14 protein-coding genes are annotated in these 11,838 nt (G+C 66.3%); 8 read left to right on the top strand and 6 right to left on the bottom strand.

Annotated features, from left to right (window positions below):
- Nucleotides 1-106: 106 nt before the first annotated feature.
- The 3 genes from KTR40_RS14270 to KTR40_RS14260 all read right to left on the bottom strand — a co-directional run bounded on the left by KTR40_RS14270 (nucleotide 107) and on the right by KTR40_RS14260 (nucleotide 2,266).
- Nucleotides 107-244, bottom strand: a complete 138-nt coding sequence (locus KTR40_RS14270; RefSeq protein ID WP_228404137.1) for a hypothetical protein — start codon at nucleotides 242-244, stop codon at nucleotides 107-109.
- A 353-nt stretch (nucleotides 245-597) separates the two neighbouring features.
- The gene (locus KTR40_RS14265; RefSeq protein WP_228404136.1) at nucleotides 598-1,344 is read right to left on the bottom strand and encodes an ANTAR domain-containing protein; all 747 of its coding nucleotides are present in this window, start codon (nucleotides 1,342-1,344) and stop codon (nucleotides 598-600) included.
- A gap of 166 nt (nucleotides 1,345-1,510) precedes the next feature.
- The gene (locus tag KTR40_RS14260) at nucleotides 1,511-2,266 is read right to left on the bottom strand and encodes an SDR family oxidoreductase (protein WP_228404135.1); all 756 of its coding nucleotides are present in this window, start codon (nucleotides 2,264-2,266) and stop codon (nucleotides 1,511-1,513) included.
- 386 nt (nucleotides 2,267-2,652) lie between these two features.
- Between KTR40_RS14260 and KTR40_RS14255 the strand changes: the two genes are divergently transcribed.
- The 8 genes from KTR40_RS14255 (at nucleotide 2,653) to KTR40_RS14220 (ending at nucleotide 9,272) form a co-directional block, all read left to right on the top strand.
- On the top strand, nucleotides 2,653-2,856 hold the full coding sequence (locus KTR40_RS14255) for a helix-turn-helix transcriptional regulator (protein ID WP_139030122.1): 204 nt from the start codon (nucleotides 2,653-2,655) through the stop codon (nucleotides 2,854-2,856).
- Nucleotides 2,849-4,039, top strand: coding sequence for a type II toxin-antitoxin system HipA family toxin (locus KTR40_RS14250; protein ID WP_228404134.1), 1,191 nt, complete (start codon nucleotides 2,849-2,851; stop codon nucleotides 4,037-4,039). Before KTR40_RS14255 ends, KTR40_RS14250 begins: the two co-directional genes overlap by 8 nt.
- A gap of 79 nt (nucleotides 4,040-4,118) precedes the next feature.
- Nucleotides 4,119-4,598 (top strand): DUF2975 domain-containing protein, encoded by a 480-nt coding sequence (locus tag KTR40_RS14245; protein WP_228404133.1) that lies wholly within the window; start codon nucleotides 4,119-4,121, stop codon nucleotides 4,596-4,598.
- Nucleotides 4,598-4,804 (top strand): helix-turn-helix transcriptional regulator, encoded by a 207-nt coding sequence (locus tag KTR40_RS14240; RefSeq protein ID WP_139030119.1) that lies wholly within the window; start codon nucleotides 4,598-4,600, stop codon nucleotides 4,802-4,804. Before KTR40_RS14245 ends, KTR40_RS14240 begins: the two co-directional genes overlap by 1 nt.
- 100 nt (nucleotides 4,805-4,904) lie before the next feature.
- Nucleotides 4,905-5,741, top strand: a complete 837-nt coding sequence (locus tag KTR40_RS14235) for an alpha/beta fold hydrolase (RefSeq protein WP_228404132.1) — start codon at nucleotides 4,905-4,907, stop codon at nucleotides 5,739-5,741.
- On the top strand, nucleotides 5,738-7,498 hold the full coding sequence (locus KTR40_RS14230) for an EAL domain-containing protein (protein WP_228404131.1): 1,761 nt from the start codon (nucleotides 5,738-5,740) through the stop codon (nucleotides 7,496-7,498). The genes KTR40_RS14235 and KTR40_RS14230 overlap by 4 nt, the downstream gene beginning before the upstream one ends.
- A gap of 57 nt (nucleotides 7,499-7,555) precedes the next feature.
- On the top strand, nucleotides 7,556-8,482 hold the full coding sequence (locus tag KTR40_RS14225) for an ABC transporter ATP-binding protein (protein ID WP_228404130.1): 927 nt from the start codon (nucleotides 7,556-7,558) through the stop codon (nucleotides 8,480-8,482).
- Nucleotides 8,472-9,272: an ABC transporter permease subunit gene (locus tag KTR40_RS14220; protein ID WP_139030115.1), complete on the top strand. Its 801-nt coding sequence runs from the start codon at nucleotides 8,472-8,474 to the stop codon at nucleotides 9,270-9,272. The genes KTR40_RS14225 and KTR40_RS14220 overlap by 11 nt, the downstream gene beginning before the upstream one ends.
- Nucleotides 9,273-9,413: 141 nt before the next feature.
- On the opposite strand, the gene KTR40_RS14215 is transcribed toward KTR40_RS14220, so the two are convergent.
- The 3 genes from KTR40_RS14215 to KTR40_RS14205 all read right to left on the bottom strand — a co-directional run bounded on the left by KTR40_RS14215 (nucleotide 9,414) and on the right by KTR40_RS14205 (nucleotide 11,742).
- On the bottom strand, nucleotides 9,414-9,752 hold the full coding sequence (locus tag KTR40_RS14215) for a hypothetical protein (RefSeq protein WP_228404129.1): 339 nt from the start codon (nucleotides 9,750-9,752) through the stop codon (nucleotides 9,414-9,416).
- A gap of 125 nt (nucleotides 9,753-9,877) precedes the next feature.
- Nucleotides 9,878-10,285, bottom strand: coding sequence for a response regulator transcription factor (locus KTR40_RS14210; RefSeq protein WP_139030113.1), 408 nt, complete (start codon nucleotides 10,283-10,285; stop codon nucleotides 9,878-9,880).
- A 137-nt stretch (nucleotides 10,286-10,422) separates the two neighbouring features.
- Complete coding sequence (locus tag KTR40_RS14205) at nucleotides 10,423-11,742, bottom strand: TrkH family potassium uptake protein (protein WP_370633200.1); 1,320 nt, start codon at nucleotides 11,740-11,742, stop codon at nucleotides 10,423-10,425.
- Nucleotides 11,743-11,838: the final 96 nt, after the last annotated feature.

Here is an 11,838-nt window from a genome sequence, read left to right as displayed (position 1 = left end):
GCCCCTAAACCAGTGGAGGGTAATGTCCGCGCGTGCTGCCGCCCGGGAGCGCCGTTCCCAGAGCGGGGGCGTGGCAACCGCGCCGCCCGAAGGGCCGTGGGGAAGGTCAGGCTGCGGGCTCCTCTGCCGGTGCCAGCCGCACAGCCTGGTACTGCTCACTGCGGACCTGCGCCTCGTGGTGCTCAGCACACTGGACCTGGGCAATCAACGAACCGCCGACGTCGTCCTTTACATAGTGCGTCACGTGGTTGGTGTTCCTGCCACACGTGACACACAGAGCCTGGTGCTGTTTAGTCCACATGCATGAATAATACGGCCGGGCCTGTTTCGCGCAAGTAAAAATCCCGAATCATGTGGAAATCCGCGGGGGGAGCGCGGGAACTTTTAATTAGCTGTTTACTTCCGGGGCACAGGTTATTAAAGTCAGTTCTTGTCATAGTCCAGATGGGCGCCGGGGGGCGTCTGGGAAGGGGTAGCGCATCACCACCACTGACCGTAGCCAGAAGACAATTGACCACTACGTTGAAAGCCCCTCCTAGGAGGGGCTTTCCCCTTGCCCGGACAGTCCGGCTGCGCCAGCTGATACTGCGGACCCCTTCAGAATTCGAACCGTGCAGCCGGAGCGCCGCTGGGCAGCGCCTTGAGGATGTTCTCGGCAACACTGCGGACCTTCAGGTTCCGCTGCCGGGACGCGCTGGCCAACTTGATGAACGCCTCGGGGTACGTGCAGCGGTTCTGCGCCATGATCACACCGCAGGCCACATCGATGGAGGTGCGGCTTTCCAGCACGGATTTCAGGTTGTCCCCGGCGGACCGGACGTTCCGCACCTCAAGGGCCAGCCGCATGCTGTGGGTTGCCACCCCGGCGAACCATTTCGCCTCCGCCAGGAGGTCTTCCGGGAACCCGGTGCCGGTCCGCCCCAGGAACACCAGGGCGCAGGACGTGCCGCCGGCCAGCCCCAGCGGAACCGCCACCGCGCGGCCATACCCGCTGGCCACCAGCCGCCGCCGGTACGCCCGCCACCGCACTGACGTGTCGCCGTCGACCGTCACTGCACCCGCGGTACTCAGTGCCTGCATCAGTGGACCGTCCCCGTACCGGTCCTCCGAAGCGGCCAGTTCGGCGGCCGCGCTGCTGCTGCCGGCGGTGGCCAGCGTAGTCCCTCCGCGCGCCAGCACGGCGGCGCAGTCCATCCCGGACCCGGCCTGGCCGTTGACCGCCTTCGCAGCGGCCTCGGTGAGCCGCTGGAGCGAGTCCAGTTCCGTCTCGGTCCCGGTGATCAGGTCCAACAGGAACCCGGGCCGGTCCTGGCGCCTGCCGTCAGTCGCCGGATGTGCTGCCACGCTTTGCCCCCGTCCAGTCCGGCCCGTGCCTCGCTGCGCGGGCTTTCCCTGAATCTAGCGGGACCGCCGGGGAAGGGCACGAGTAGCAGGTACTCTACTTTTCCTGCCCGGCGGAGGGACTACTTGCTTGGAGTACTGGAGTGCGTTGGCAGTCAGGGAAAGCCGGTTATCCGGCGCTGGAGGTGCTGGCTTCCAGCCACTGCTGGAACGTTTGGCGTCCGACGGCGGCACCAGGCGCCGGGACCAGCGCACCGCTGCGCATGGCTTTGCCCATGCGGCCGGGCAGCACAGCCTCCAGGACCTTCTTGCGCTCGCCGGTCTTGGCGAGATAGGTGCGGACCAGGTTTGCGAGTTCCTCGGTCCGCGGCCCGCCAAGGTCGGTGATCCGTCCCCGGGGTCCTGCCTCCGCGGCGTCCACCAGGGCCTCGGCCACCTCGCGGGCAGCGATGGGTTGGGTGACCATTTTTGGAACGGCCACCAGCGGGCCCACAGATCCGATCTTCACCGTCAGCGGCACGAACTCGTGGAACTGGGTGGAGCGCAGCAGGGTCCACGGGATGCCGCCGTGCCGGACCTCGTCCTCCTGCACCAGCTTCCCCGCGTAGAGGCCGGATGTGGCGCCGTCGATGCCCACAATGGAGAGCGCCACGTGGTGCTGCACGCCCGCGTCCTTTTCCGCTGCCAGCAGGTTTTGGGTGGCGTTGGTGAAGAAGTCCACGGCCTGCTTGGTGGAGGTGGTCTGGATGCCGGAGACGTCTATCACGGTGTCCATGCCCGCGAGGGCCCGGGCCAGGCCGCGCCCGTTCACCAGGTCCACACCCTCGGCACGGCTCAGGCTCACAACGTCGTGGCCGCGCTCCTTCGCTACGGCTACAACGTGGCGTCCCACGGTACCGGTTCCCCCCGCGACGGCAATCCTCATAGAGAAATCCTACGTAAATACTGGAAGATGGTGTGCTTGGCGGTGCCGGTTTCCTGACACCGCCAAGCACTGAGACCTTCGGCCGTAACCGAGTTGGGGGCTTTGGCGCGCTGGGCCCAGATCCCAGCTGCTACTTTTGTACGCTTCAGGCCTTACGAGAGCCAGTGTGCACGGGCCACCTCAAGGATCGGCGAGGATCGGATCAAGAATTTCCAAATTGGCCTTGCGGCCGTCCCGGACCGGAAGGATATTGCCGGTTCTGGTCAGAGGAGGCCCTCGCCGCCCGTCCCATCTCCTTTTCTGCAATATCTTGCGGTTTTGTGGTTTCTGGTGGATGGTGGCAGGAAGAAGGATGCCAATCAGCAATATCTTGCAGAAAGGGAACCATGGAAGACGTGGCCGCGATCGGCGAGATGATCCGGCGGGCCCGGAAGGAAGCCGGCATCACCCAAGGTACGCTGGCGGACCTGGCCGGTACCTCCGCCCGCACCATCCATGCCATTGAAACGGGGACGGGCAATCCGTCCCTGGGAACGGTGGCCGCCGCCGCCAACGCTGTGGGGCTCCGCCTCCGGGCCACCGATGACTGAGGACCTCCGGCGGCTCAAGTTCGTCCGCGGCGCCGACGTGTACAAGGCAGGCATCCTGGCCGGGCACTTGGCGCGCACGGACCGCGGCAGCGTGGCCTTTTCCTACGCCGAGCACTACCTCCGTGCCGGCGCGCGGCCCGTGGCAACAACCCTGCCGGTCACCGCCGATCCCGTGGAATCACCCAGCGGCGCGCTGCCGGCCTTCTTCTCCGGCCTCTTGCCGGAAGGCCACCGGCTCACCGTGCTCAAAGATGCCGTGAAGACGAGTCTGAGCGATGAGCTCAGCCTGCTCCTGGCCGTCGGCGCGGACGTGCCCGGAGATGTGCAGGTTGTCCCCGCCGGCGAACCCCTGGTGGAGCAGCAGCCGCTGGCGGATACCTCCCGGCCCGAAGACCTGGACTTCGCCTACCTGGCGGACGCGGTGGACCCGCACGGGCTGCCCGGGGTGCAGCACAAGGCCAGCGCCTCGATGATGACCACCCCTCTGGCGCTTGCCGGCCGGCGCTACCTGCTCAAGCTGGACCCTCCCCAGTACCCGCACCTTGTGGTGAACGAGGCCGCCCATCTCGCCGGGGCCAAGGCCCTCAAGATCCCCGTGGCCCAGCACAGCGTGGTCACTGACAGGAAGGGCCGGCCGGGGCTCCTCGTGGAGCGGTTCGACCGCGCCCACGTTGACGGGCCGGTGCGCTTGGCGCTCGAAGACGGGGCGCAGGTCCTGAACCTTCCGCCGGCGTCGAAATACGCAGTCAGCTCGGAGGAACTGGTCCTGGCGCTGGCCGGGCTGTGCAAGGCCAAGGCCGTGGCGGCCAGGAACCTGTACCTTCAGTTCGCCTTCGCCTGGCTCACCGGCAACGGGGACCTCCACGCCAAGAACGCCGCCGTCCTTGCAGGCCGGAACGGCGGCTGGGCCGTTTCGCCGATCTATGACATCCCCTGCACCCTGCTCTATGGCGACGACACCATGGCGCTGCCCCTCGCCGGCAAGGTCAAGGGGCTCAAAGCCAGGCACTGGCAGGAGTTCGCGGCCGCCATCGCCCTGCCGCCGCGGGCCGCGGCAGCGGCCAACATCATTGCCCTCAAAGCTGCCGAGGGCATCGACCTGGACGCCTTGCCCTTCACGGGATCGCCGCTCAACGGCGCCCGGCGGGAGCTCCGGTACCGCCGGGCCCAGCTGCTTCCCTGACCCGGCATTCCCCTCCCGCCGCGCGGCGGTCCCCTGGCTGTCGATTGACTTTCGATAGGTAGTAGCTGAAACTCGATACATGCAAATAACCCGCCTGGCCGTCCCTGCCCTGAGGATCGTGCTCGTTGCCGCCTTCCTCCTCCTGGTCCTGTTCCAGGTCATGTCCATCCCGGGCCAGTTCGCCCATATGGCGCAGGAGAATCCGGAGCGGGCGTCCCTGCAGTGGCCGCTGACCATCTTCTTCATCCTGGAAGTGGCGTGCGTCCAGGTGGTGATCGTCGGCACCTGGAAACTGCTGACCCTGGTCAAGCAGGACAGGATCTTCACCCGCGGTGCCCTGGTGTGGGTGGATGCGATTGTGTGGGCCATTGCAAGCGGCTGGACGATGCTCGCCGCCCTCGCCGCCGTCGTGGTCCTCAACGCCGACGATCCCGGACTGCCGCTCCTGCTGCTCCTGGTCCTGGTGGCCGGCGCCGCCCTGGGCCTGGTGGTGGTAGTGCTGCGCGCCCTGCTGCGGCAGGCCGCGGACCTCCGCGCGGACATGGAAGCGGTGATTTGATGCCGATCGTGGTGCGCATCGACGTCGAACTGGCCAAGCGGAAAATGAGCGTGGGGGAGTTTGCCGAACGCGTGGGCCTCACGCCCGCCAACGTGGCGGTCCTGAAAAACGGCCGGGCCAAGGCCGTCCGCTTCAGCACGCTGGAGGCCATGTGCCGGGTTCTGGACTGCCAGCCGGGCGACCTGCTGGAGTTCGTGGCTGACTAGTCGGGCCTCACAAGGCCGCGACGAACCCTAGGATTCTGCCGGTTCCCGCCGCTAGTATCTGTGCAAAGGAAAAGTCAGCTTACTTACGGGTTGGTGGGGAATGGGCGACGCAGCAACCGCAGCCGTCTCATCGGTCATACGCCGGAACAACGTCACTGTTTCCGGCCGGGCGGACGGACCTGTGATGCTTTTCGCCCACGGATTTGGCTGCGACCAGGACATGTGGCGCAGGCTGCTGCCGCACTTCGCCGGCAGCTACCGGTTGGTGCTGTTTGACCACGTCGGCGCCGGCCGCTCCGACGCCAGTGCCTATGACCGCGCGAAGTACGGGTCCTTGGAAGGCTATGCGGCGGATCTCCTGGAAATCTGCGCCTCCCTTGACCTGGATGATGTCATCCTGGTTGCCCACAGCGTCAGTGCGATGATTGCGGTGATCGCGGCGGCGCAGGAACCGGAGCGGTTCTCGCGGCTGGTCCTCGTGGCGCCCTCTCCCCGCTACACCGATGACACTGCCAGCGGCTATGTTGGAGGCTTTTCGCGCGAGGACATCGAGGGCCTGCTGGTATCCCTGGACAGCAACTACTTCGCTTGGGCAGAGGCCCTGGCGCCGATGGCAATGGGGAATCCGGAGGAGCCGGGCCTCGCGGAGGAACTGCACACCAGCCTCTGCCGGACCAACCCCTCCATCGCCCGGCACTTTGCCCGAGTCACTTTCCTCTCCGACACCCGGCACGTGCTGGAGAAAGTCCGCACGGAAAGCCTGGTCCTGCAATGCTCCGACGATCTCCTCGCCCCGCTGGAGGTAGGCGCGTACGTGCACCGGCAGTTGCGCGGGAGCGCCTTCGTCCAGCTGCAGGCGACGGGGCACTGTCCGCATGTCAGCGCGCCGGAGGCAACAGCCGCTGCTATCCAGCAGTATCTGGCTGCCGGACTGTGAGTGGCAGCCCCGGCCCGGACCCGGGCCACTTTGAAGCGCTGTTCCACCAGGCCCCCTGCGGCTACCTGGTAACGGACGACGACGGCCGCATCACAGCGGTCAACGACACCTTTGTGCGCTGGTCCGGCCACAGCCGTTCCCACCTGCTGGGGCAAAAGCTGCAGGCCTTCATGCCCGTGGGCGACCAGATCCTGTATTCAACCCACTGCATTCCGCAGTTGGGCATCAACGGCGCTGTGTCCGAGGTAGCCGTTGAAATCATCGGCGCCGACGGGGGACGCCGCGCTGTCCTGCTCTCGGCATCCCGGTCGGCGGCCACCGGGGAGGAGCCCCGCAGCGTCCGGGTCATCATTTTCAGCGCGCACGAACGCCGGATGTACGAGCAGGAACTGGTGTCAGCCCTCCGTGCCGCGGAGGAATCCGAAGCCCGCAGGGCCCTGGCGGAAAAGGAACTGCACCGACTCGCCCTGCACGATGCGCTGACCGGCCTGCCCAACAGGACGGGGCTGAAGGCAAAGCTGGACGCGGTCCGGGCGAACCGTGCTCCAGGGAAGGACGTGTTGGCTGTCCTTTTCATAGACCTCGACCACTTCAAGGCTGTCAATGACAGCCTTGGGCACGCGGCCGGGGACGAACTGTTGATCGCTGTCACGCAGCGCTTGTTCCCGGCGGGCCAGGGGACACGCATCGTGGCCCGGCTCTCCGGAGACGAGTTTGTTGTGGTGGACACCTTCGCGGATCCGCAGGAGGCGACCTCGCTCGCCGCGGGGCTTCTGGACGTGCTGAAGGCCCCGATGAGGATCGAGGGCCTGGAGATTGTTACGTCAGCCAGCATCGGCGTGGCCATTGCCAGTGACGGGGACGAAACCATTGATGATCTTGTCCGCCGTGCAGACATCGCCATGTACCGGGCGAAGGAGCTGGGACGCGGCCGCTGGGAACTGCACCGGCCGGCGGATTCAGATCCCACCGTGGACCGGCTCCGCGCACTTGGCGAACTGCGGCACGGAATCAGCGACGGCGCGCTCCGTGTTCACTACCAGCCCCGTGTGGACCTCCGCACCGGGCTGGCCAGCGGGGTGGAAGCGCTGGTCAGGTGGCAGCACCCGACGCGCGGCCTGCTGCCGCCGTCGGAATTCATCACCATGGCGGAGGAATCGGGCCTGGTGCTGCCACTTGGCGCTTGGGTCCTGGACGAAACCCTCAAACAGGCTGCCAGCTGGCGCAGTGAAGGTCGCTGCGGTGCGGAGCTCGAAGTTGCGGTCAACCTGTCAGCCCGCCAGCTGAACGATCCCGGCCTGGTGGCTACGGTGGACGACGCCCTCAGGCTACGGAAGGTCGACCCCGCGGTGCTGCTCCTGGAAATCACCGAAACAGCATTGATGGCGGACCCCTCCGCTGCGCTCGAATCACTGACCGCCCTCAAGGACCTGGGGGTAGGCCTTGCCGTTGACGACTTCGGCACGGGCTACTCCAGCCTTACCTACCTGAAGAGATTCCCTATCGACGAGTTGAAGATCGACCGCTCTTTCATCAGCGGCCTGGACTCGGACAAAGGAGACGCCGCCATTGTGGGCAGCTGCATCGATCTGGCGCACGCGGTTGGCCTGCGGGCTGTTGCCGAAGGTGTGGAAACCGCCGGCCAACTGCGAACCCTCAAAGTGATGGGCTGCGACCTCGCCCAGGGCTTCCACTTTGCCCGCCCGCTTCCGGCCCCGCTCCTCAAGGAGTGGCTGGACGCACGCCCCTGCGGTTAACCCTTCCGGGGTCCAAAGACTCTGTGGGCGGGGGAGCCCCGGCCGGACACTGGGGGTATGGGAGCTGATGCGATGGTGCAGCTGGCGGACCTCCGGAAGAGCTTCGGGAAGACCACCGCGCTGGACGGCGTGAGCTTCACCATTGGCGAGGGCGAAGCTTTTGGCTACCTGGGGCCCAACGGAGCGGGGAAGACGACGACGATCCGCGTCCTGATGGGCCTGCTGCGGCCAAGCGCGGGGCGGGCAGAGATCCTGGGACGGGACGCGTGGCGGCAGTCCGTGGAGGTGCGCAAGCTGGTGGGGTATGTCCCCGGCGAACCGGCGCTCTATGACCGGCTCACCGGCCGGGACCACATTGCCTTCTGCTCCCACCTCCGCCGCCACGATGCCTCACCGCGCGCCGCTGACCTGGCCGCCGGGCTGGACCTGGACCTGGACCGCCCCGCCAAAACACTCTCACGCGGGAACCGGCAAAAGCTCGCCGTGGTGCTCGCCATGATGTCCGGCCCCCGGCTGCTGGTGCTCGACGAACCCACCAGCGGCATGGACCCGTTGGTGCAGCAGGTTTTCCATTCCCTCCTCCGCGAGCACACCGCGGGCGGCGGTTCCGTGCTGCTGTCCTCCCACGTGCTCGGCGAAGTGGAAAGGGTGGCGGACCGGATCGGCGTGGTGCGTGAAGGGCGCCTGGTTGCGGTGGAGCGCCTCCAGGAGCTCGCCGCCCGGTCCCTGCACAGGGTGCGTGCGAGTTTCGCCGAAGACATTGCCCACGCCGACTACGACGACCTGCCCGGGCTCCGGGACCTCGTGGTTAACAAACGGACCTTGACCTGCAATGCACCCCAGGCTTCCCTCGACGCCTTGCTGAAACGGGTCAGCGCCCGCAGGGTGGTGGACTTCGAGTGCGCGGAAGCGCCGCTTGAGGAAACCTTCCTTACCTATTACGGACCCCACCACGCGGGGAAGGAAGGCCTCGATGCTCACTAGTGTCCTGACCAAGACACTCCGGGACCAGAGGCGCGCGCTCCTGGGCTGGTGCATTTCGGTTGCGCTGCTCATCGCCATGTACGTGGCGTTCTGGCCAACGGTGCGGGACCAGCCCTCCATGAGCGACCTCCTGGACCAGATGCCCGAGGCGTTCAGGGCGCTGTTCGCCTCCTCCGGGGCGGACATGTCCACCCCCACCGGCTACGTCCAGGTGGAACTGCTCGCCTTTATGGGACCGGCCGCCGTCTTGACGTACGCCGTCAGCTCGGGCGCCGGGGCGATCGGCGGCGAGGAGGACCGCCACACCCTGGACCTGCTGCTCTCCAACCCGGTCAGCAGGAGCCGCGTGGTCCTGGACAAGTTCCTGGCCATGGCCGCGGGGACCTTCCTGATCGCCGCCGTCATGGGCGTGGGAATGGTGGCTGAAGGCAACCTCGTGGACCTCAACCTGCCTCCCGGCAAGGTGGCCGCCGCCATGCTGCACCTGGCCCTGCTGGGCGTGGTCTTTGGAACCCTGGCCCTGATGCTGTCCGCCGCGACGGGCCGGACCGGCCTCAGCAAGGGAGTACCCGCGCTGGTGGCCGTGGTGGCCTACATCGTCAACGGACTGGCCTCCTTGGTGGACTGGCTGGCGGACATCCAGGAGCTTTCGCCGTTTTACCAGTACATTGGGCACGATCCCTTACGGAACGGACTCGACGGCGGAAGCGTGGCAATTTCGGTTGCGACCGCCGTCGTACTCCTTGCGTTGGCCGTGCTGGGATTCCGGCGGCGCGACGTCGGCGCCTGAGTGGCGCCTGGCTGGGAGTGCAGCTACCCGTCTATTCGGATACAGCTGCGCTCGCCGGCCGTGGAAACCACGGAGTAAAGGGTGCGGCTGGCGGCCCTGGCCCGATGAATGGGCGCTGCGGGTGCCGTTGCCTTGGGACGCCTATGCGGCCATGAGCGCCGGCGAATGGGCGCGGCGGACGGCAGCGGCGTCTGTGCGAGGTGCCAGGACGCTGATGGTACAGGGGGCCTGGTCCGGATCGATCCGGGCCGGCAGGTGGTGTGTTGCGGAGGAGTCGTGGAGCATTTCCAGCGCTTCCCGGTCCACCCGGGCGTGGGAAATGTCCAGCTCCACGCCAAGGCCCTTCCGCAAGGAATTGGCGCGCTTGACTACTACATAAAGTGCGTTGACGCTGTGGACGGTGATATGCCCCTTTGCAATCACCTGGGCCCTGGCGTGGTCGAGATCTACACGGACAACAATGTTCAGCTTGGAATTCAAGTTGTAAAGCCTTCCCCGGCATTGGCTGCGACGCTGCAGCTTCTTGCTATGGCCCGTTTCTTAAGCCTCAATCAGAGTAGGGGCTGATTGTGATGCACGCAACATGGGGACATTTATTACATCGGTTAGGGTTTCCCTGTTGCCGGCAGCCTGGTGCTGTCCTGGAGCCCGGCGAGGCCCAGGGCCGCTTCCTTCAGGGCGCGCGGCAGGAACGGCTTGGTGACGTAGGCGGCGGCTCCGGACGCCATTCCGGAAAGGACGTCCTCTTCCTCGGACCTGGCCGTGAGGAACAGCAGCGGCGCCTGGCTCAGGTCCCGGAGCGTACGGGCAACGTCATGTCCGTCCATGTCCGGCAGGCCCAGGTCCAGGGTGATCAGTGACAGGGACGCGCCGGCAGCGGTGCACGCGGCAATGCCCTCGGCTCCGGTCTCTACCGCCAGCACATTAAACCCTGCACGGCCCAGGACGGCAGTAATCAATCCACGGATGTCCGGGTCATCTTCTATGACCAGGCAAACGTTCTGTTCTTCCACTTGGCCCCCCGGCTCTTGCAACTGCGAAAAGTCTAAAGCTGGAGTGCCCGTCAGGCGCAAAAAGAAGACATATTTCTTTCCAGGATCTGCGAGGCAAGTATCAGCCTCCGAGTCCGATCCCTTGCTCGGGCTGAGCGTCAGCCGATGATGGGCCGTTCTTCCGGCAGCCGGTAGAGGCGAGGCCGGGCCGCGAGGGCCAGCGCGGACGCCACGGCCACAGTCCCGATGCGGCCGGTGAACATGAGCGCCATGAGGACCCACTCCGCCGCCGGCGGAAGGTTGTAGGTGATGCCGGTGCTCATGCCCACCGTGGCGAAGGCGGAGATGGATTCGAAGAGGACCTTCTCCAGGCTGTAGTCGGTGAACATCAGCAGGAGCATGGTTCCGGTGACGACGGCGGCGATCCCCAGGAGTGCCACGGACAGGGCCTGGCGCTGGGAGGAGGAGCTGATGGAGCGGTGGGCGATGGTCACCTGGTCGCGGCCGCGGACTTCGTTCCAGATGGCGAAGCCGAGCACCAGGAACGTGGTGATCTTGATGCCGCCGGCGGTGCCGGCGCTGCCGCCGCCAATGAACATCAGGATGTTGGTGACCATGAGTGTTTCCGGTGCCGCAGCGCCGTAATCGATGCTGTTGAAGCCGGCAGTGCGGGGAAAGACGCTGCCGGCGAAGGAGCCCAGGATCTTGCCGGTGAGGGAGAGCGGGCCCAGGGTTTCGTTCCGGTTCCACTCGAAGGCCGCGAACGGTGCCATCCCGGCGGCCAGCAGCAGCAGCGTTCCGTAGATGGTCAGGCGGAGGTGGATGGTCCAGTTCTTCGGTGCGATTTCACCGCGGGTGAGCTGGATGATGACCGGGAAGCCGAGCCCGCCGGCGATGATGGCCAGGCAGATGGGAGTGATGATCCAGGGGTCTTCGGCGAAGCCGATCAGGTTGCTGCTGTACACGGAGAACCCGGCGTTGTTGAACGCGGAGACGGCGTGGAAGATCCCGTGCCACAGGGCGGTCCCAAGGTTCTGGTCGTAGGCGATCCAGAACCGGACAGTCAGGATCAGCGCTGTTGCGGCTTCGAACGAGAGCATGATCCTCGCAACCCGGAGCAGCACCGCCCGGACGTCGCCGAGGTTCAGGGTGTGCGTCTCGGACTGGGCAACGAGCTGGCCGCGCAGGCCGATGCTCTTGCGGACCAGCAGCGCCAGCAGCGTTGCCAGGGTCATGATCCCGAACCCGCCCACCTGGATGAGGCCCAGGATGATGCCCTGCCCCAGCGGGGTCCAGAACGTTGCCGTGTCCACGGTGATGAGTCCGGTGACGCACACGGCCGAGACGGACGTGAAAGCGGCGGGCATAAAGGCTTCGGAGCCGCCGTCCGTCCGGGCCGCCGGGAGCATCAGCAGCGCGGTGCCCAGCATGATGACCATCAGGAACGCCACCGGGACTGCCCTGACCGGGTGGGACATCAGCCGGCGGAGGAAGTTCTCCCTGCCGGTGCCCTTTCCGTTCCTGGCGTCGCGGAGCATCTTCTGGATTGCCGCAACACTGGCAGTGTCCTGGCC

This window comes from Pseudarthrobacter sp. L1SW (genome assembly GCF_020809045.1).
Lineage (GTDB): Bacteria > Actinomycetota > Actinomycetes > Actinomycetales > Micrococcaceae > Arthrobacter.
The sequence above is the reverse complement of the archived record's forward strand: the minus strand, read 5'-3'. Positions and strand labels throughout refer to the sequence as shown.